This window comes from Psychrobacter sp. KH172YL61 (assembly GCF_007182895.1).
Taxonomy (GTDB): domain Bacteria; phylum Pseudomonadota; class Gammaproteobacteria; order Pseudomonadales; family Moraxellaceae; genus Psychrobacter; species Psychrobacter pacificensis.
The window spans coordinates 13966-33507 of sequence record NZ_AP019516.1; the positions used below are offsets into that span (position 1 = coordinate 13966).

General features: G+C 45.6%; 17 protein-coding genes and 3 pseudogenes. 7 read left to right on the forward strand and 13 right to left on the reverse strand.

Annotation, left to right across the window (positions count from 1 at the left end):
• Nucleotides 1-123: 123 nt before the first annotated feature.
• Nucleotides 124-636, reverse strand: a complete 513-nt coding sequence (locus PKHYL_RS00070) for a cupin domain-containing protein (protein ID WP_240365699.1) — start codon at nt 634-636, stop codon at nt 124-126.
• A 278-nt stretch (nt 637-914) separates the two neighbouring features.
• Between PKHYL_RS00070 and PKHYL_RS00075 the strand changes: the two are divergent.
• Both PKHYL_RS00075 and PKHYL_RS00080 read left to right on the forward strand, forming a co-directional pair.
• Nucleotides 915-1978: pseudogene (locus tag PKHYL_RS00075) on the forward strand (MalY/PatB family protein).
• Nucleotides 1979-2065: 87 nt separating this feature from the next.
• On the forward strand, nt 2066-2653 hold the full coding sequence (locus tag PKHYL_RS00080; protein WP_240365700.1) for a hypothetical protein: 588 nt from the start codon (nt 2066-2068) through the stop codon (nt 2651-2653).
• 225 nt (nt 2654-2878) lie between these two features.
• Here the strand turns inward: PKHYL_RS00080 and PKHYL_RS00085 are convergent, their stop codons facing one another.
• The 7 genes from PKHYL_RS00085 to PKHYL_RS00115 form a co-directional block, all read right to left on the reverse strand.
• Nucleotides 2879-3121, reverse strand: a complete 243-nt coding sequence (locus PKHYL_RS00085) for a hypothetical protein (protein ID WP_240365701.1) — start codon at nt 3119-3121, stop codon at nt 2879-2881.
• Nucleotides 3084-3839 carry a glycosyltransferase gene (locus PKHYL_RS00090; RefSeq protein ID WP_240365702.1) on the reverse strand — a complete coding sequence of 252 codons (756 nt, stop codon included), beginning with the start codon at nt 3837-3839 and terminating at the stop codon, nt 3084-3086. Before PKHYL_RS00090 ends, PKHYL_RS00085 begins: the two co-directional genes overlap by 38 nt.
• A 74-nt stretch (nt 3840-3913) precedes the next feature.
• Nucleotides 3914-5068 carry a hypothetical protein gene (locus tag PKHYL_RS00095; RefSeq protein ID WP_071002653.1) on the reverse strand — a complete coding sequence of 385 codons (1155 nt, stop codon included), beginning with the start codon at nt 5066-5068 and terminating at the stop codon, nt 3914-3916.
• A 3-nt stretch (nt 5069-5071) separates the two neighbouring features.
• Nucleotides 5072-6343 carry a glycosyltransferase gene (locus tag PKHYL_RS00100; RefSeq protein ID WP_071002652.1) on the reverse strand — a complete coding sequence of 424 codons (1272 nt, stop codon included), beginning with the start codon at nt 6341-6343 and terminating at the stop codon, nt 5072-5074.
• Nucleotides 6344-6464: 121 nt separating this feature from the next.
• Complete coding sequence (locus PKHYL_RS00105; RefSeq protein ID WP_240365703.1) at nt 6465-7220, reverse strand: hypothetical protein; 756 nt, start codon at nt 7218-7220, stop codon at nt 6465-6467.
• A complete protein-coding gene (locus PKHYL_RS00110) occupies nt 7124-7402 on the reverse strand; it encodes a hypothetical protein (protein WP_240365704.1) in 279 nt (92 codons plus the stop codon). Before PKHYL_RS00110 ends, PKHYL_RS00105 begins: the two co-directional genes overlap by 97 nt.
• Nucleotides 7360-8067, reverse strand: coding sequence for a glycosyltransferase (locus PKHYL_RS00115; RefSeq protein ID WP_240365705.1), 708 nt, complete (start codon nt 8065-8067; stop codon nt 7360-7362). The genes PKHYL_RS00110 and PKHYL_RS00115 overlap by 43 nt, the downstream gene beginning before the upstream one ends.
• A gap of 426 nt (nt 8068-8493) precedes the next feature.
• On the opposite strand from PKHYL_RS00115, the pseudogene guaA reads away from it, so the two are divergent.
• Nucleotides 8494-10101: pseudogene (guaA, locus tag PKHYL_RS00120) on the forward strand (glutamine-hydrolyzing GMP synthase).
• A gap of 105 nt (nt 10102-10206) precedes the next feature.
• Nucleotides 10207-12180, forward strand: a complete 1974-nt coding sequence (locus tag PKHYL_RS00125; protein WP_071002649.1) for a DUF2075 domain-containing protein — start codon at nt 10207-10209, stop codon at nt 12178-12180.
• A gap of 72 nt (nt 12181-12252) precedes the next feature.
• Here the strand turns inward: PKHYL_RS00125 and PKHYL_RS00130 are convergent, their stop codons facing one another.
• The 3 genes from PKHYL_RS00130 to PKHYL_RS00140 form a co-directional block, all read right to left on the reverse strand.
• Nucleotides 12253-13257: a YhdH/YhfP family quinone oxidoreductase gene (locus PKHYL_RS00130; protein WP_071002648.1), complete on the reverse strand. Its 1005-nt coding sequence runs from the start codon at nt 13255-13257 to the stop codon at nt 12253-12255.
• A 365-nt stretch (nt 13258-13622) separates the two neighbouring features.
• On the reverse strand, nt 13623-14600 hold the full coding sequence (locus PKHYL_RS00135) for a zinc-binding dehydrogenase (protein WP_071002647.1): 978 nt from the start codon (nt 14598-14600) through the stop codon (nt 13623-13625).
• Between the two features lie 355 nt (nt 14601-14955).
• Nucleotides 14956-15207 (reverse strand): DUF2798 domain-containing protein, encoded by a 252-nt coding sequence (locus tag PKHYL_RS00140; RefSeq protein ID WP_240365706.1) that lies wholly within the window; start codon nt 15205-15207, stop codon nt 14956-14958.
• A gap of 221 nt (nt 15208-15428) precedes the next feature.
• On the opposite strand from PKHYL_RS00140, the gene PKHYL_RS00145 reads away from it, so the two are divergent.
• Nucleotides 15429-15764, forward strand: coding sequence for an aspartate/glutamate racemase family protein (locus PKHYL_RS00145; protein WP_240365707.1), 336 nt, complete (start codon nt 15429-15431; stop codon nt 15762-15764).
• Between the two features lie 61 nt (nt 15765-15825).
• On the opposite strand, the gene PKHYL_RS00150 is transcribed toward PKHYL_RS00145, so the two are convergent.
• Complete coding sequence (locus tag PKHYL_RS00150; RefSeq protein ID WP_156770986.1) at nt 15826-15984, reverse strand: hypothetical protein; 159 nt, start codon at nt 15982-15984, stop codon at nt 15826-15828.
• 410 nt (nt 15985-16394) lie between these two features.
• Here PKHYL_RS00150 and PKHYL_RS00155 point away from each other — a divergent pair, with 410 nt between their 5' ends.
• Complete coding sequence (locus PKHYL_RS00155; protein ID WP_071002645.1) at nt 16395-17345, forward strand: alpha/beta hydrolase; 951 nt, start codon at nt 16395-16397, stop codon at nt 17343-17345.
• Nucleotide 17346: 1 nt separating this feature from the next.
• On the opposite strand, the pseudogene PKHYL_RS18405 reads toward PKHYL_RS00155, so the two are convergent.
• Nucleotides 17347-18263: pseudogene (locus tag PKHYL_RS18405) on the reverse strand (NAD(P)H-dependent flavin oxidoreductase).
• A gap of 342 nt (nt 18264-18605) precedes the next feature.
• Between PKHYL_RS18405 and PKHYL_RS00170 the strand changes: the two are divergent.
• Nucleotides 18606-19514, forward strand: coding sequence for an abortive infection family protein (locus PKHYL_RS00170; RefSeq protein ID WP_071002643.1), 909 nt, complete (start codon nt 18606-18608; stop codon nt 19512-19514).
• The last annotated feature ends 28 nt before the right edge of the window (nt 19515-19542 follow it).

The following is a 19542-nucleotide window of genomic DNA, read 5'->3' on the forward strand; positions in this document are numbered from 1 at the left end:
TGTAACTCCGTCAGTGGAAGTCAATGAACTGGTACTTTTGCAAGAGGTCTATTGAAAGCTATATTCTAATATTTTTCTGAATTTTGCTGCTTAATTCAAAAAATTTAAGAAAGGTGTCCAACTTTAAGTAGCCTTACCCTCAAACCTCACCCAAATCTTCCAAATCCACATACTCCTTTTGCCATGTATCTTATACATCTTACGGTCGATCTCTGGATACAGGGTAATATCGATCGGTGGTCGGCTGCCGCCCATCAGGTAAGTGGCATCGGCATCGCTCTCATTGCGCATCGAATGCGCCGCGCCATGTGCAGGAAAGCCAACAAAATCTCCAGCACTCAGCTGATAATGCTCATCACCATAGCGCAGCGACAGCTCACCTGACAGCACATAAATGAACTCATCCGACTCTTCATGATAGTGATGGGTCGTCGTCTCATCTCCCGCTTCCACCCGTACGAGGTGCAAGCCAAACTTGGTCAGACCAACGATATCACTGAGCGATACCGTATGGCGGATAGCGTGCTCATTGAACTGGTGGATATGCTTAGTCTCAGGCGTGTTGTCGATATCGGATTTGGTCAAGACGTATGCTTGCGTGTCCTTAGGCGGCTTTTGTTCTGGTGTCGTCATCATCGGTCTCCTTGGTTGATGCTTTGAGTGTATACCACTATTAGCCAATAGTAACAGGTTTTAAAAGGGACGAGATAGGCGTGATGTTGATAATCAGACAGCGGCTTTATATATCCTGCATAAAGCGATTGTTGATGACGCCATTCCTGTTGTACCCTGAACCATTATTTTAAATGAAGGGGAATGCGGGTGTTGTATAACTTTGATGAGGCGATAGACGTGGTACGGGGTCGCTTAAATGGCACTATAGCGATGATACGATTCCGCTGTGGGTGGCGGATATGGATTTTAAGGCCGCACCGCCTATCTTAAACGCGATTGAGCAAGCCGTACAGCATGGCATATTGGGCTATACCAAACCTACTGAGGCGCTATATGACGCCATTATCGAGTGGCATGGCAGTCGCTATGAGTTACCGCTTGCTAAAGAAAATATTTTGTTTTCCCCGGGTGTCGTCCCAAGCTTAGCGCTGATGATGAACGTCTTTACCGAGGTAGGGGATGCGGTGCTGGTCAATGACCCTGTGTACACGCCCTTTATGAGCAAAGTCACGCAAAATAAGCGCACGCTGGTGCGCTCAGCGCTGGTGGAAGCGGACGACAAATACCGTCTGGATTTGGACGATATGGAAACCAAAATCATCAAGCACAATATCAAGCTGTACTTTCTGTGCAATCCCCACAATCCGGGCGGGCGCGTGTGGACGGCGGATGAGCTGAATGCGGTGCTAGACTTGTGCAAAAGCATGATGTGGCGATTGTCAGTGATGAGATTCATCAGGATTTGACCTTGCGCGGGCATACCTTTACGCCGTTTTTAACGCTGGCACAAGGTTATGAGCACAAGGTGGTGAGTCTGACCTCGATGACCAAAACCTTTAATATCGCGGGGATCAAAGGCTCGCTGATTTTTGCTAAGGATGCCGCACTGATAGAAAAAATTGACGCCCAGCAGCATCTAAACGATGAGTATGAGCTCAACATGTTCGCCTATGCGGCGATGCACAGCGCCTATCGTGACGGCGGTGAATGGTTGGCGCAGCTGCTTGTCTATATTGAGGATAATATTGAGTTTACCTTAGATTTTTTGGCGGACAAGTTGCCCAAAATCAAAGTCATGCGCCCAGAAGCGTCCTATCTGATTTGGCTGGATTGCTCAGCATATAGTCAAGACGACGAGCAGCTTTATGATATTTTACGTGCGGCGAAAGTGGAGCTCAATGCTGGAATCAAATATGGTGAGGAAGGACATCTCAAAATGCGTATCAATGTTGCCTGTCCGCGTATGCTGTTAGAAGCGGGTTTGGCGCGGATGGTGATGGCGTTTGAGGGATTGGGTGGTTAAGGCATTATTGAGAAAATGGGCAATGCCTTATTGCTGACTTAGTGAAACAAGCAAACTATTGATTCTATTAATCGAGATCAAACATGGATGAAAAAGTTAAAGCATCATGGAAGCGTGTACTTCACCCCACGACGCTTAAAAAATATCATTACAGCCTCTATATTTTCGATGGGCTTCGAAATGCTCAAGAATAGTATTGTTGAAAAGATAAAAGGCTTTTTTACTAATGGGTTCGATGAAAATGGAATGATTGTTAGCGCTGAGTATAAAGAAAAGGTGCTTGTCTTGAATAGAAGCCGACTCTATGCATCTTTAACGTGGCTACGAGATATGGGTGCCATTGATGATGAAGATTTAGAGAAATTTGAGTATATCAAAAGGTGCCGCAACACCTTAGCTCATGAAATGTTAACATTTGCTTCGTCTGGGATTGACTTTGATGTCACAGAAACTTTTGAAGAAATGGTCGGTTTATTGAGAAAGATAGAGATTTGGTGGTTTGTAAACCTAGATATGGTAATAGACCCAGAGGCTTATCCTGAAGATCTAGATTTAGAGCAGGTTACTCCAGGTCCAGTATGGGGTCTTCAAATGCTTATTGACGTTGCGTTAGGTTCAGAGGATGAAGCGCAAAAATACTATAATTACTTTGTCGCAAACTCGGACAAAGTTTAAGATGTGCATTTCCTCGGAATTTTTCAACTCTCCTACAACTAGCTGCGAATGTATGTTGAATTGTACAAAATAGTATGGTCTAAATTTTCAACCACTTCTAAGCTAAAAATACTTATCACACCAAAGCTCAATCGGTCATAACCATTGAGCCTTAATATCTATACAGTTACTCTATCGGAGATAGCTCACCATGCGCGCTTGAGCGCAGGTACTGTTTGGGCGCTTTCACTTTTGCACCAAGCTCGCTCGCCACATATCAGTAAAACCACCTCTAAACAAACGGTGCATCAGGACAATGCGCTTTTCCAGCTCACTCTCCGTAGGCGCACGCAGCAGCGTAATCGGCGCTGTCTGCGCCGCTTGCCACTCAATCAAGCCAAGCTCGGCAAACTCACCCAGCCAGCCGCCCATAGGCCAATGTTGCCACTGATCATAAAAACGATTGGCATTGATAACGATGCTGTCCAAGTGATTCAGCGGCGGACGGCAAACGCCATGCTGCTGATGATAGACTAGCTCCCCAGTCAGATAAAACGGCATGCCGCACACGCGGGCGCGAAATGCAAAGTCGGTGTCCTCCCGCGCCGTAGCCGACATAAGCGGTGTCAAAGCCGCCAAGCGCCTCAAACTGCTGGCGCGTGATGGCAAAGCATAAGCTCCAAAACGCGCCAAAGTCCTCGGTCTGCGTCATCGCGGCAGGCGCGAGTGAGTCTGTGGGCGCAAAGTTGGGACGGTAAGGGTTGTATACCGAGAGCGCATCTAGCGCGGCGTCATTCAGCATCCCTGCTGCCAGTGATGCCGACTCGGCGGCTGACAGCGGGCGCGTTAGATATTTGGGCTGCCCCATCAGCAGCGCGTTAGGATGCACCGTGAGCTTGCTATACAGTCCAGCGATGCTGTCCGCCGCAACCAGACAATCGACATCTAAGAATATCAGCGCATCATGGCTGGCGTGTGTGGCGCCGATATTGCGATTGTGCCCGATATCAAAGCGCGCTTGCTTATCGTTGCCATCATTCGTGGTCGGTATCTGTACGATGTTCAGCGCGTATTCGTTTAGGCGCTTGGGGTCGGCGTCGTTATTGACGATGATGACTTCGGCAGGTGGCGTACTGCTGTTGGCAAGGGCGGCAAGCAGATTGTATAAGTGCGTGTTGCGTCCATAACAGGTAGTGATGACGCTCACAGGCGCGGTCGGTCGCTTCGGGAGATTGGGTCGTGATGCATCATAGGCTTAGTTTTCTTATTATTAAATGAATATTAACGCTCAGGACGCAGCGCAAGTTTTGGCAACAGCCACTCATAAAACCATGCCTTGGTATCGTCATAGTCGCCAAAGCTGTGCATCAATGCGGCTGCCGAGGTGTCCAAATCAGGCACTGTTTGCAGGGTAGCGGTCGGCGTAGGCAACTGCCCGTTATCATTTTGCATTGTTTTACAAAAGTCATCCCAGCCCAGCGCCCGACCTTGCGCAATCAAGGCATTAGCGGTGGCGACTTGCTCGTCATGCGGGCGCGCATCAGGCTGTACGATAATGGGCGTCTGCTCGTAGTAGACCTGCGCGATGCTGTTTAGCCCGCACGCCATCAATATTGCATCGCTATGAACGATAAACGGGCGCACGTCTTTGACCTGCGTGGCAATATCGACCAAGTGGCGCATGTTATCACTAATAGGACCGAGCGAGATGATAAAGGCATCGGGCAATAGCTCACGCAGCTTGGGCAGGCGCGCATCAATCGCTTGGTGTCCGCCATAGCCTTTTATCACCGTGATGATGGGCGCGCCCTCACGATACGGCTGAGCATCATCTTTTAACTCATTGAGTAACGTCAAAAACTCGGAACGGGTCAAATCCGTACTGGGCGCTGTACCGATAAAATCCAAATATAGGCTTTTCTTTGGCATCCATTCTGGCGTGTCTATCGCTTCAAGGGCGCGCGGATACGGTGCGAGCATTGCCAGCGCCCCTTTAAAAGCCTCTACGTGCGGCATGTCATCCCGCACGCCAGTCAGGCGAACGTACAGGTAGGGCATACTGATCGTGCGACACAGCATGGCAATTTCCACACTAACATCAATGATCATCAGATCAATCTGCCGCGCGTCTAGCGCCTGTATCAGCTGATAGCTGCGCGCTTGAATGTCGCGATTGCCCACAGGCGAGTAGTGCAGGCTCTCAGGTTGCCAGTAGTGTCCCGCGCGACCTTTGAGTATATCGTCTGCGTGCTCATCTTCAGGCGCGAGGCGGACGACTTGCGCTTCACTGATATTGCTAAAGCTATAGTCCGCCGCAGACACGCTGGTAAAAACCGTGAACTGCGCGCGCACAGGCTCAGGCAGTAGCGCCGCCAGCTTGTCCGCCTGCCGACAATGCCCCGAGCCGTGATGATGGGCGTAATAACCGATGCGCACCCCTTAACCCTCAGCGTGCTGTGGTAAGGTGTCGAGACTTGACGTCGCTTGTGGTGGTGGCATCGAAGGTAAATGTTTGGGCGTGGCAGCACTGGGCTTTTGCGCTGTGGATAGCGATTGTTGTTCTGGTGTCAGCGTCTGATAATACAACTCCAAATAGCCATCGACCATCGTGGTATCAGCACAAAATAACTTGGCACGCGCACGGCACGCCGCCCGTGAGATGTTTTTGATGCTATAAAAGGCTTTGATAAAGGCGGCTTTGTCTTCTTTAGCGACCACAATGCCCGTTTCAGACGTGACAATCTCTGCGCACGCACCCACATCAAAGCCAATCACAGGCGTGCCGCAGGCGAGACTCTCTGCCAATATCAGCCCATACGGCTCATCCCACGTGCTGGTAAACAGCATCGCCGTCGCTTGACCTAAGTAGCGGTTAATCTCTGCTTTGGTTTTGTGACCGACATAGTCGAGCAAATCGCTGCCTTGCTGCTTGTCTTGGAGTAATAACGGCGCGACAGATTGTTCAAAATACTGCGCGTTGCTCTTAGGTCCTGCGATAATCAGGCGCTTGCCCGCCGCCAAGCAATATTGCATTGCCAAATGCGTGCCTTTTTCAGGACAAATACGCCCATACCACAGATACACCTCGTCATCGATGGCCTCAAGTTGCGCGTCAAAAGAGTCCACATCAATACCGTTATACACCACTTTAGATGGCACAAATTCGGCAAACAGTTTTTGCTGATAGGTACTAATCGAGGTGAATTGCGTATCGGTGCCCAGTTGTAGGGTCAATAATGCCAAGCGCAGCTGCGGAAAAATCGGCGTATGAAAGGTGGTAAAAAAGCGCTTGCCAAAGACCTGACCCATCATCATCGGAATGTGGTGCAAGCTGTGATTGTGTACCACATCAATCTCGCCGCGTCCGTCACGCTCGATAATATCGCGTAGCGCATGTTGATAGGCGAGGTACTGATACATCTCCTCGCGCCCCATCGCCACCGACTCATGCTCGTTTGGATAGACCATCGCCTCAAATTCTTGACGCGACAATAGCGGTACAAGGGTCGCCTTCGTCTGACTGTCAGCATGCGCGTAAAGCAGCACCTCGTGCCCCGCCGCGACCAGCTTATCACACAGCAGATGCGTAATCATCTCAAGCCCACCTGCGTAAGGCTCAGCAATCGGGTATAAAGAATGCGCAATGATAGCAATGCGTAAGGGTCGCTTCTGCGGCGTGACAGAAGCAGTGGGTAAAGATAAAGGGGGCATAATATTTCCTATGGCGGCGCTTATTCATCATCGTTATGGCCGCCGCTGTTATGTTGTTGTTATTGAAAATAAAGGTAAAAGTCAGGACAAAAATATGCGCAAAATAAAAGTAAAATAAAGGTTAAAAGTTGATGGTCTGCTTATCTTGTACGCGATCAGTCGTCTCGATAAAGGGCATTTTTTGAATGTTTAGTGGTTTTACATATTCTGTATTTAATAAGGGAAAAGGTGCTGATGGTTCTGGTAAAGAAAGTAGGTACTCGGCTTCACTGGCCGCGCTGTAATTGGCTAAGGCAAGTCTTGCGGCAATGAGTTTTAAACCAAAGACGGTGAGCGCGCAGGCAAATAATATCGGGGAATAGGCCGCAGACAGCGGTGATACTAGTAGAGCAGTGAGTGCATTTAACATCAATAGTAATTTGGGTAAGGCACGGCGATTGGCGTGCTTTAGCGCTGATTGTGTGGCATCAGGAGCGATTTTGGGGTACACAAAGGGCTTTTGCCGTCCCCACAATACAGGCAACCAGCACAGCGCACCCACTTCCCAAAAGTTTAAATGCATCAGCCATGTGCGTAAGCGTTTGGCGATGGTGTGTCGATAGCCGCGCTGCATTTGCTGGGTGAGTGGGGCTTGGTCGCGTAAATATGCCCATAAGCGGCGCAGTAAAAATACGCCGTAACCTGTATAGACGACAGCCAAAATCGGTAACGCCCATGTGCTGTCATGGCCCACCATTAATGCAAACGCCATTACCATCACCGTGATAAGCTGAAGCAGGATTAAAATCCCTGTGCCATTGACCCATGCACTAAGCTGCGACAAGTGCGCGCGCTGATAACGGCGCTGCTCAGCTTTGCTGTGTTTGGTTGTCGCCATACTCGCGGCATACGTCGGATGCAGACGACGTAACAATGGCGCGGCAAGATAGCGACAAAAATCTGCATATTGCCATATACCCAGCGCTGACGCTGTGCCAATAAATCACACAAGGTTGCGGGCAGCAGTCCCGTTGCAATCACTGTAGGAATAAAGGCGCTACGCATATCATGCTGATGCATGAGCACCCCATCTGCGCGTCTTCGGTGATTGATGCGCCCGACCAGCCGCCCAGCTGCTGCAAATCACGACGCCGAATGACCGCATAGGTGCCTGTCGATAAGGCGCGTATACGATTGCGCGGCTGATATAGGTGATGGTTAAAGTAATGATTCAGCTCGCTGTGAATGTCCTCAAGATGGGCGCTGCGATAAAACTGCGGAAACTGTAATAGTGTGTGCTCAGGATAGTCGTTAATGGCTTGTACCATCGCCTCACGGGCATGCGGCAATGCTTCATAATCGCTATCCACCACCACGATATGACTACAGCGTCTGTCCATCCACGCCAGCGCCAAGTTAAGTGCACCCGCTTTGTAGCCTGCAATCTCATCAATATGATAAAAGCGCACGTTGAGCGCGGCATCTAGCGATTCACAAAAGGCGGCCAGTGGTTGATAAAGAGATTTATCCGTATGGTTATTATCAATAATTAAGATTTCATCCACTGCCTGTTTGACAGCCAATAACGACTTAATGGTTGCAATCACAATCTCAGGTGGCTCCGCTCGTGTCATTAGCTGGAAGCTAAAGGCAATCGTGGCAGTAGTCGACTGAGATGATACGGGCGCAAAAACTGTATCTTGCACACCGTGCATCATACGAGACGCAGACGTTAAAGGAGTCATAATCTTTTATTCTTATCGTTATCGAGCTGTGGACGTTGGAAACAGGGGCAGCAAATAGCGCTTTGGTTTTAATGAAATATTTAATTGGCGCTTGAGAGAACAAATTCATAGTAATACAAAGCTTGGTAACATATTGATTATTAAGTGTTAGTTTCTGCACTATCTCGTAATGTTACGTAAGTTTTTCAGTCATTAACTTAAGAAATTTAGTGAAGCATCGAAAATATAGAGATACACACCTATAAAATAAGGTTTTATAAAAGGTTTATAGCGATAGGCGTCAAAAATCTGTCTTAGTCATGTCCTTATGTTGAGTGCGTCAACGCTTGAAAAAAATAGTTAAGAATAAACCGCATATCAACCGCCATTCATGGCGCTAAACTTGTTAAAATAGGGCACCAATTTTTATTGATGGATACTCACCTTATGACGACCGCATCATCGACGCCAACTATCAAGCAAGACCGCATTTTAATCCTCGATTTTGGCTCGCAATACAGTCAGTTAATCGCCCGCCGTGTGCGCGATTCTGGGGTATTTTGTGAGATGTTCCCTTATGACATCGACACTCAGCGTATCATCGATTTTGGCGCAAAAGGCGTCATCTTATCGGGTGGCCCTGAGAGTGCATGCGGACAATAGCCCGCGTATCAATGACGCGGTGTTTGAGCTCGGTGTACCAGTACTTGGCATTTGCTACGGTATGCAGGCGATGGCAGATCGCTTCGGCGGGCAAGTTCATGCCAGTGATATTCATGAGTTTGGTGCGGCGACCATCGAAGTAAATGGTCACTCGCAGCTGACTGACGGTATCGAAGACAGCAAGACTGACGGCGCGGCTGCCAAGCTAAACGTTTGGATGAGTCATGGTGATAAAGTCATCAAAGCGCCTGAAGGCTTTGACATCGTTGCTAGTACGCCAAGCTGCCCGATTGCGATTATGGCTAATGATGACAAGAAATACTACGGTCTACAGTTCCACCCAGAAGTGACGCACACCCTACAAGGTCAAGCGCTGCTAGGTCGTTTTGTCCATCAGATTTGCGATTGTGCTGGTGAGTGGACGCCAGACAATATCGCTGATATGCGTATTGCACAGCTCAAAGAGCAAATCGGTGACAAGCAAGTATTGCTCGGACTATCGGGCGGCGTGGACAGCTCAGTCGTTGCAGCACTACTGCACAAAGCCATTGGCGATCAGCTGACTTGTGTGTTTGTGGATAATGGTCTCTTGCGTCTGCATGAAGGCGATCAGGTCATGCAAGTTTTTGCAGAAAACATGGGCGTCAAAGTCGTCCGCGTCGATGCCGAAGAGCGCTTCTTAACCGCGCTGGCTGGCGAGAGCGACCCAGAGAAAAAGCGTAAAATCATTGGTAAAACCTTCATCGACGTATTCGCTGATAGTGCGCGTCAAGTGAGCGAGCAGAGCGATGGTAAAGTTGTTGAGTTCTTAGCACAGGGTACGATTTACCCAGACGTGATCGAATCTGCTAAGTCACATCAAGGTAAAGCACACGTCATTAAGAGCCATCATAACGTTGGCGGTTTGCCAGATGACTTGGCGTTTGAATTGGTTGAGCCGTTACGCGATCTATTTAAAGATGAAGTGCGTAAACTTGGTATCACCCTTGGTCTACCAGAGAAGATGATTTACCGTCATCCGTTCCCAGGTCCAGGTCTAGGCGTGCGTATCTTGGGCGAAGTGAAAAAGAATATGCTGATATCCTGCGCCTTGCCGATGCGATCTTTATGCAGGAGCTGGAGCGTTCGGGCTGGTATGACAAAACCGCGCAGGCCTTTGCGGTATTCCAGCCAATCAAATCAGTTGGCGTGGTCGGTGATGGCCGCCGTTATGCGTGGGTAATCGCGCTACGTGCAGTTGAGACCGTGGACTTTATGACCGCCCGCTTTGCGCATCTGCCGTATGATTTGATTGAAACGGTATCCAACCGCATCATGAACGAAATCAAAGACGTGTCGCGCGTGACTTATGATGTGTCGAGTAAGCCGCCTGCTACTATTGAATGGGAGTAGGGTTTATTTAGTACTTAAAAAGAAAAGAACGTAGCCTTGATGGTTGCGTTCTTTTTTTATAAATGCATCATTGAACTTAGACGATAACTAAGATAAGGATATTCTGTGCAACGCGCCTACTACTCAAACTCAATTCAAGAGTTTTTATTGAATTCCGAAGATAGCATTCTAGGTCAATTAACAGCAAATCATAGCAATAGAACACTTGAAGAATTACAGGTCACTGCGTGGCGAAAACAAATTAAAATTTTAAAAGACCAGCTTGCTTCATTTGAAGGGCAAATCTATTTTGAATTTGCCATACCTAGGATGGGTAAAAGAGTAGATAATATAATTATTATAAATAATGTCATCTTTATCGTCGAGTTTAAGGTTAGCGACGGAGGTTATTCAAAACATGCTATAGAACAAACTATTGACTATACCATTGATCTAAAGAATTTTCATGAAGGCAGTCATCATGCTAAATTAGTACCCATTTTGGTTGTAACAGAGGCTAAAACGTCTATCTTTGTTGAAGACAATATAACTATTATAAATCATCAAGATGTTGCTAAAACAAACCAATATGATTTAACTCAAACGCTTAGCCGTTTTATCAATGAGGATACTTCAGCTGTCGATGTACTACGTTGGGAAAACTCAATTTATAAACCTACTCCGACGATAGTTGAGGCTGCTCAGGCACTATATAAAGGTCATAATGTCAAAGAAATCACGCGATCAGACTCAGGTGCTATCAATCTCAGTAAAACGACAGATCAACTGAATCGAATTATTGAAGAATCAAAGCACAATGAAAAGAAATCTATTTGCTTTGTTACCGGTGTACCTGGTGCTGGGAAAACCTTGGCTGGTTTGAATATTGCCGTTCAAAGAATGAAAGCTGATGAAGATGAGCATGCTGTTTTTCTTTCTGGTAACAGTCCTTTAGTTGAGGTATTGCGAGAAGCTTTGACTAGAGATGCTGTAGATATATCTAAACAGACAGACGACAAGCTGACTAAAAAACAAGCTGCTATAAAAGCGAATGCGTTTATACAAAATATTCATCACTTTCGAGATGATAATCTGAAATCTGTAAAAGCGCCAACTGAGAAAGTAGTTGTTTTCGATGAAGCACAAAGAGCCTGGACTCAAGCACAAGCCAGCTCTTTTATGAAAAGAAAAAAGGGTCTTGAAAACTTTAATATGTCAGAACCTGAGTTCTTAATTGACGTTATGAATAGACATAATGAATGGTGTACCATTGTATGCTTGATCGGAGGTGGCCAAGAAATTAATACTGGTGAAGCCGGATTAGAAGAATGGATAAATTCTCTAGGCAAGAAATTTTCAAATTGGGATATTTACTACTCTGAACAAATTCTTGATAGCGACAACTATGTTAAGTCTCAAAGTGCTAAGAACTGGTTGATAGAGAATGGTCATAGTGAGTCCGAATTACATCTGGCTGTATCAGTTAGATCATTCCGGTCTGAGAAGCTATCTTATTTTATTCACGAGCTTTTAGACTTAAATTATAATGCCGCTAAAAATATTTATGCACAGATTAAAACGGATTATCCTATTTTCATTACAAGAGATATTGACGCTGCTAAAAAATGGTTACGAGATCAAGCAAAAGGAAGCGAGAGAATCGGGTTGATTAGTTCATCTGGTGCCAAAAGATTAAGACCTTTGGGTATAGACGTTAAAAATACTATTTCAGCACCTAGCTGGTTTTTAAATGGTAGTAGGGATATTCGTTCCTCTTACTTTTTAGAAGAGGTAGCGACAGAGTTTGATATACAAGGTCTAGAAATCGATTGGGCATGTGTGGCTTGGGGTGGTAATTTTCATTTAAAGGATGGTAGCTGGCAGTATTTAAACTTTAAAGGCACTAAATGGCAAATCATTGGTCAAGAGATAACCAAGGAATATTTAAAAAACACCTATCGCGTATTACTCACTAGAGCTAGACAAGGTATGATTATTTATATACCAAGAGGTGATACTCTTGATCATACAAGACCTAAAGAGTATTACGATGGCACTTGGAATTATTTAAAGTCAGTTGGAATTCAAGAATTGAAGTAGTTTATACAATAATAAGAACACCCACTGCTTGAGTGGGTGTTTGTGTATAAAAATAGACGAGTTATCAAAACCCTAACCCCGAACATTCACCACATAACGCCCAACCACCTTACTCGAAATAAAGCGATCTAAGTATTCAGGCGTTTGCTCAAGGGTAATTTCTTCAGCATAACCCTCAAGGTCAGGCAATTTCATATCGGTTGAAACGCGCTGCCAAATCGCTTTTTTGTCCTCAAGTGGGATAAGTACCGAGTCGATACCCAATAATGACACTGCTCTGGTGATAAATGGCATGACCGTCATCGAAAACTCCGCACCGCCCGCTAGGCCGCAACTGGTCACTGCGCCGCCCGCTTTGGTTTGCTTGAGCAAATTAGCTAGATAATCGCCACCGAGCGTATCAATGGCATTGGCCCACAGCTCACGGCCGATAGGTTTGCTACCGATTTCATTGATCGTATCGCGATGACGGACTTCGCTTGCGCCAAGATCTTTTAGATAATCGCTTTGTTCAGGCTTACCTGAGAAGGCGATAACCTCGTAGCCCAATTGACTTAATATAGCGATACTGATACTACCGACGCCGCCCGTTGCGCCCGTGACGGCGACTGGTCCGTCTTCAGGTTTTGCGCCCATTTTCTCAAGCTTTTGCACGCTTAAGGCTGCGGTTAGGCCGCCAGTACCATAAATCATTGCTTCTTTTAATGTTAATGATTTTGGACATTCTATCGCCCAATCAGCGGGTATCGAGATTATCTGGCCAAGCCCGCCTGCGGTGTCCATGCCGAGATCATAGCCGAATACCAATACTTCTTGCCCTGCGCTAAACGTGCCTGATTTGTCACTGACGACGACACCAGCCGCGTCAATACCAGGGGTATGCGGATAGTTTCTGGTGATTCTTTTATTGCCCGTGGCTGACATGGCATCTTTGTAGTTCAATGATGAATAATTCACTTCGATGAGCAAGTCATTCTCTGGTAAGTCACTGACTTTGCGCTCTTGAATGCTTTTTTTGAATTCGCCGTCGTTAGTTTCTTCAACGACTAAGGCTTTAAATGTTTTCTCGTTTGACATAGTGATATCCCTATTACGTTTTATTGTTTATGTTCATGAGTCATGGCTTAACTATCGCATGCTTCATTATCTCATGACTACAAAGTCACTAAAGCAAAAAAATCCCACTGTACTTCAGGATAAATACAAACGGGCTTCTTCTTATTTTATGCTACCTCTGATGATAATAGTCATTGAAAGGTTAGTGTGTAAATTATAGTTTTGACAGTACTTTAAAGATATAGTGAATTCAGTATAAAAACGATACAGTGGGACTGGGATAAATTTTTCGCAGCCTCTGTCTGCGTAGGCACAGCACGCAAGGAAAATTTAGACCAGTTCCACCTCGATATATAATGTATCTGTTTTATTTAGGATTGACTATACTAAGGTTTTAATAGTACCTTACCTTTTTTGCCAGATTGCACATCACCTGAGGCGGCTTTGGTAATCTCATCAAGCCCATAAACCGCTTCAATTGGTAATTTTAGATTGCCGTTGGTCGCGCGCTCTAGTAGTTCATCAATCAGACGCTGTTTGTTGTCCAGATCCATTTCTTGGCTGGTTTTGCTGCCCCAGAAGCCTTTGACGATAGCTTGCTTAAAGATCAGGCTGCCAGCGTCTAGTTGCATTGGTTTACCTGACATAATACCAAACGAGACCAACGTGCCGTTGCTACCGAGTAACGATAGCAGCTCATTGCTTGATTCGCCACCGACGGAGTCCACAGCAGCGGTGATCTTGTCCTTACCGATGATAGCGCGGACTTGGTCTTGCCAGTCATCATCAGCGGTGACGACATTGTTTTTGATATCTAGCGCGGTCAGCTCTTCTAACGAGTCTTTGCTACGCACGAGATTAATGGTGTTCACACCGCGTGCCGCTGCCAGCATGGCTAGTGTTTTACCAACAGCACCATTAGCCGCATTATGGATGATCCATTGTCCACTATCTACTTCTAGGAATTCAAGCAGCATCAAGGCGGATAATGGCATAGCAATCAGCTGCGCGGCCAGTTCGTCTTCGATGCTATTAGGGATGACAAATACCATATTGGCAGGGGCGACAAAATACTCTGCCCACGTTTCGTGCACACTGGCACAGGCCACGCGCTGACCGATGCTTAAGTCTGTGACCTCATCACCGACCGCATCAATAATTCCTAACGCTTCACTACCGCCAACCGCTGGCATTTCTGGCTTGTAGCCGTATTGCCCGCTGACCGTTAGCATGTCGTGGTTATGAATGGGGGAAAAGATGGTTTTGATACGGACTTCGTTGGCAGCAGGCTGCGGCATAGGACGCTCGCCCACGCTCAGTACGTCGGAAGGTTTGCCAAAGTGATCATAAGTAGCAACGCGCATAAATCATCCTTAATCAATTATTTGTTGTTATGTGTGTGGGACCCAGACCATCACATTATGGTTATGGTGTAGCTATCGTACTGTGTGATCTGGTTTAAATATAATCAGTATGAGTCATACTATAGATAACAATAGACTGGTCGTCTAGTAAATAGATGATAACATTATGTATGGTTTTGTTTCAGGTGGATTAAATGCTCAGGCATTGTCTTGACAGCATAGATATTGATTGCTGCATTTGATAAAGATGAGCAGTCGCCATACTGATCATGTACAGACATAGTGCTTGAGACGTCAATGACACGGCGCTATATGGAAAGAGATTGACTATATAGAGGCTTAATAAAATAGGGACTTAATAAAACTCAATGCGACTAAGGATGTGCTCCTGCACCATATAAGCACAAAAATACGCGCTGGGCCACGCCACGATAAAGGCCAATCCCCACGAGTGCATCAGCTCGGTAAAACCGTCAATATAGCCCACCTTTATAAGCAATAATACGGTTGAAATGATGAGTGACATCATCATCGCCATAAGACCGGTAAAGATCAGGCGATAGTATTTGCGGCGGGTGCGTATTCTGATGGTGGGAAAGTTGGCCATAGTTTCGATTGTCCTACAAGTGATAGCAGTGCTCATGATACTCCGTGATGACGGACTGGTAAAATCGTTATTATCAATCGTCAGGTTTGCTATAGATTCATAACCATCTTTTTATCTTGAGAAAAACAATATCTCTAGATAATGCGCTCTTCTAGAGAGCAACTTTTGCTACGATAATCTATGATAAGTAAGACTAAACGATAAATAGGAAAATAGCGCTATTGGATACGCAGTTTACGATGACGCAGGGTTTTTATAAGCAGCGTCTGATTGATGCAGGATTAAAAGTATTGATACCTGCCGAGGACGAGCGGGCAGAGGTACATCGTATCATCAAAAAAGAGCTGTGCGTCGGTAAGTTCAAAGACAGCTCACGCGAATATTATATCGATGTCATAACTAAGCTTGCTGAGCAAGGAGCAGAGGGGGTGATACTAGGCTGTACTGAGGTTGGCCTGTTGATCACGCAAGACGACAGTCTGATCCCTGTATTTGATACTACAGTGATTCATGCCGCCGCTGCGGTAAGGTTTTTAGTGGATAAGGATTTTACTTGAATAATGCAAAGAGTAAATAAACTGTGCTGCTAGCGCTTATCCTTATTAACTCAGGACAGATCTAACTACTACCATGAACCTTTTTGTACACTTTGATGATACGGCGCAGCGGTAACCGTCTCCATGGTGTCGTTGGCAAGGCAAATAGGAGCATGGTTTTGGCGATAGCCCCTTTGGTAAGGTCACGCGATTTACTGGAGGGCGTACTCGTGTCGCTCAAGGTGCATCCTTTTATGCCACTTTGATTGGGCTTTGATAAGTGTCAGTTGGGTTTATAGTCGAACCACTATTAAAGTGTTACAGCGTTAGACTCGTTTAGCCTACTACTGTAGTACTTGCACTCGTCTGCCTTGTACCACTTTTAATATTGATTGACTATAATTGAGAATAGATAGTGAGCTTAGGGTTGTAGTTATAACCACTACTGCTATAAAGCGCTCCTATTATAAATAACAATGCTTAAGCTATCTGGGCTAGAAAGGTAAACAAGAGCTAACGATAGTCTTGTATATGAACATAGAAGATAAGGTTTGACTAGAAGGTTATAAATTAAAAAATCTAGGCACAAGTTTAGCGCTAAAATCAAAGTCAGATTTTGTTTCCGCCTTAATTCTAAACAAGGATGTCTTTATGCTATTTAAACGCTTAGGCCTTGCCGCACTATTTAGTCTCTCTATCGTAGGCTGTACCACAGCGCCCAATACGCTTGCCATTAACACTACCCAAAAAATTATCCAATATGAGCGCAATAAGTCTGATCTGGATGTCAAATCATTCACGCTAACTTCTGGCGACAAGTTAGTTTATGCCGAAAATAACAATCTCACCGCCGAGCCACTACTTCTCATTCACGGTTTTGGCGGTAATAAGGACAACTTCACCCGTATCGCTGACGAGTTAGAGAACTATCATCTGATCATTCCTGATCTGCTGGGTTTTGGTGAGTCGAGCAAACCTATGAGCGCAGACTATCGCTCACAGGCACAGGCCATGCGCTTACATGAGCTGTTGCAAGCTAAAGGATTGGCAGGCAATATTCACATCGGCGGTAACTCGATGGGCGGCGCGATCAGTGTCGCGTATGCTGCAAAGTACCCAAAAGACGTCAAGAGTCTGTGGCTTGTCGATAGCGCAGGGTTTTGGTCAGCAGGCGTGCCAAAATCGCTTGAGGGCGCAACCCTTGAGAACAACCCATTGCTGATCAATAGCAAAGAGGACTTCTATAAGATGTACGATTTTGTCATGTATAAGCCGCCTTATTTGCCCAAGTCAGTCAAAGCGGTATTCGCGCAAGAGCGTATCAATAACAAGGAGTTGGACGCCAAAATCCTTGAGCAAATCGTCACTGATAATGTCGAGGAGCGCGCTCAAATCATCGCGAACTATCATATTCCAACGCTCGTGGTTTGGGGTGATAAAGATCAAGTCATCAAACCTGAAACGGTCAATGTGATCAAAGACATCATCCCGCAAGCGCAAGTCATTATGATGGAAGATATCGGTCACGTGCCGATGATAGAGGCGGTAGAGCAAACGGCGGAGGATTATAAAGGGTTTCGTGCAACGCTGAAGGGTCAGTAATTCACAAACCTTTTATTAATCGTGTCAGTAAGGCGTCTGTACTTTCGTTTTTGACTAACGTGACGCCTTGCCCTGCCCATAACGACAGATGCTCGGCGTCCAAACGCTTGGCCGCATCCGCTCGCATAAACTTGGTCATGGCGTTTAATTGTGGATAAGGCGGTAGCGCATCTGCACACTCAAACTGAGCAAAATCACGCAAATAGTTGTTTAATAATCCACGTGCAAGCTTGCCTGAGAACAATCTGGTTAAGCGCGTCTCAGTACTGCGTAACCCTTGACTGGCATCAATAAGCGCTTGTTTATACGTATCATTAATACCGCATTGATCTGTGGTCAAAACGCCGTTCCCATTTGCACAAGCTCAGCGCCTGCCGCTTGTACTGCCTTGATATCCTGTCCCGTCATAATGCCACCTGCGGCAATCAACGGAATATCTGTGCAAGCGTGCGTTTGGCTAATCAGCGTCAATAATCCTAGAGGATCAGTTTCACTTTGTGGCAACCAGCCACCGCGATGACCGCCAGCTTCTACGCCTTGTACACAAACTGCGTCTGCCCCAATATCACTCCATGCTTTCGCTTCCAGTGGATGGTTTGCCGTACCGATGACGCGCGTACCGACACGTTGCAGACGCTGAACTTGCTCGGCACGGATAATACCAAAAGTAAAACTGGCGACAGGCACAGGGTTGTCATAGAGGACTTGCAACTGCTCAGCAAAGCTCTGTGCTGGACGCGTGGGTAGCGTAAATTCTATATTCTGCTCTTGGTAATAATTACTCAGCCAATTCGGCATGGCGGTGTCAAAGCTGCTCGACTCCTGCTCAGATAGCACCATCAGATTGACCATAAAAGGACGGTCGGTCAGGGTCTTAATCGTATCGATTTGGCTATTCAAAACGTCTGGCGCGGTCATGCCAGCGCCTAATGAACCAGTCCACCAAAGTTACTGACACTCGCAATCAGCTTAGGGTGGTGGCACCGCCTGCCATTGGCGCTTGGATAATCGGATAGGTGAGGTTAAGTGTATTGAGTAAGCTCATGAATGGCTCCTTTTATTAGGATATTTGCATGACTTACTGTAACAGAGGTAGGCGGTGCGCGTGTTGGATAGTGTTTATTTAGTTGCTGAATAGGGTGGTGGGTTTTGGCTATAAATTCGTAGTTAAAATAGTTGACTATAAAACTGTAGTTAAAGCTTATTAATGCATATACTTGATATTACTAAATGTCTAGCCAAAGAAAGTTGAAATAAATAATGAATAAAATATCTCAAATTACTCGACGCAATATATTTGATATCTTAAAAATAGAAGAGATTTGGTGGGCAGGAAAGCTAAATGAAACAGAGTTTTTATCTAGAATTTATGATTTAGAGAGCATGCCTTCTACAGATTCTAGATACGAAAATGCCGCAGGTGATATATGGCAACACAGAATTAATAATTATGACTGGGAGGATGATTGGGTATTCAGTGATGCAAGATTTAACTTGCTAAATTGCGATGACGCCTCTCTTTTGAACTTTCTCTGTCTGATGATACATCCAATGGTAAGAACTGATCAAAAGGAAGTTGAAAGAATAACAAAGGTACTCAACGATAATTTGTATCATGATGAGTTCGAGATTGTTGAAACAACCAAAATATCTGGTAGACCAGTTTTTAGTGGAAAAATGAAGTTTACAGGAAAAACATCGATCGAAAGAAAAAGTAATGAAATCAAAGTTATTTTTAACGCTGAGTACGTTTCTCAGCAGATTAACTTAATGGAATCATCAATTGAAACTTCACCTTATCAAGCGATAGGAGTAGCGAAAGAGTTGATTGAAACTGCTTGTAAATCAATCTTTAAAAGTAGGCAAGAAGAATACAATAAAAACTGGGACTTATCTAAATTAATGAAAGAAACCACTAAGCTGCTCAAAATTACGCCTGACAATATATCTAATGAAGCAAAAGCAGCGAGTTCGATACGACAGATTCTAGGTAGCTTGTCTGCTGTTGTCCAAGGCATTGCAGAGGTTAGAAACGAATATGGTAGTGGTCATGGCAAAGATAGTGATTTCAAAGGTCTACAACCTAGGCACGCTAAGTTAGCAGTTGGAGCATCATCTACCTTAGCTATATATCTACTAGAAACACATGAAATGAGAAAAGATAGCTAAGAAAACTGACCCATTTTTATAACTCAGC

Excerpts from the sequence above, each read along its gene's own strand:
- PKHYL_RS00070 (WP_240365699.1), bottom strand. The coding sequence starts at position 636 with ATGATGACGACACCAGAACAAAAGCCGCCTAAGGACACGCAAGCATAC.
- PKHYL_RS00080 (WP_240365700.1), top strand. The coding sequence starts at position 2,066 with ATGAAAAAGTTAAAGCATCATGGAAGCGTGTACTTCACCCCACGACGC.
- PKHYL_RS00100 (WP_071002652.1), bottom strand. The coding sequence starts at position 6,343 with ATGCCCCCTTTATCTTTACCCACTGCTTCTGTCACGCCGCAGAAGCGA.
- PKHYL_RS00105 (WP_240365703.1), bottom strand. The coding sequence starts at position 7,220 with ATGGCGACAACCAAACACAGCAAAGCTGAGCAGCGCCGTTATCAGCGC.
- PKHYL_RS00110 (WP_240365704.1), bottom strand. The coding sequence starts at position 7,402 with ATGCATCAGCATGATATGCGTAGCGCCTTTATTCCTACAGTGATTGCA.
- PKHYL_RS00115 (WP_240365705.1), bottom strand. The coding sequence starts at position 8,067 with ATGACTCCTTTAACGTCTGCGTCTCGTATGATGCACGGTGTGCAAGAT.
- PKHYL_RS00130 (WP_071002648.1), bottom strand. The coding sequence starts at position 13,257 with ATGTCAAACGAGAAAACATTTAAAGCCTTAGTCGTTGAAGAAACTAAC.
- PKHYL_RS00135 (WP_071002647.1), bottom strand. The coding sequence starts at position 14,600 with ATGCGCGTTGCTACTTATGATCACTTTGGCAAACCTTCCGACGTACTG.
- PKHYL_RS00140 (WP_240365706.1), bottom strand. The coding sequence starts at position 15,207 with ATGGCCAACTTTCCCACCATCAGAATACGCACCCGCCGCAAATACTAT.
- PKHYL_RS00155 (WP_071002645.1), top strand. The coding sequence starts at position 16,395 with ATGCTATTTAAACGCTTAGGCCTTGCCGCACTATTTAGTCTCTCTATC.
- PKHYL_RS00170 (WP_071002643.1), top strand. The coding sequence starts at position 18,606 with ATGAATAAAATATCTCAAATTACTCGACGCAATATATTTGATATCTTA.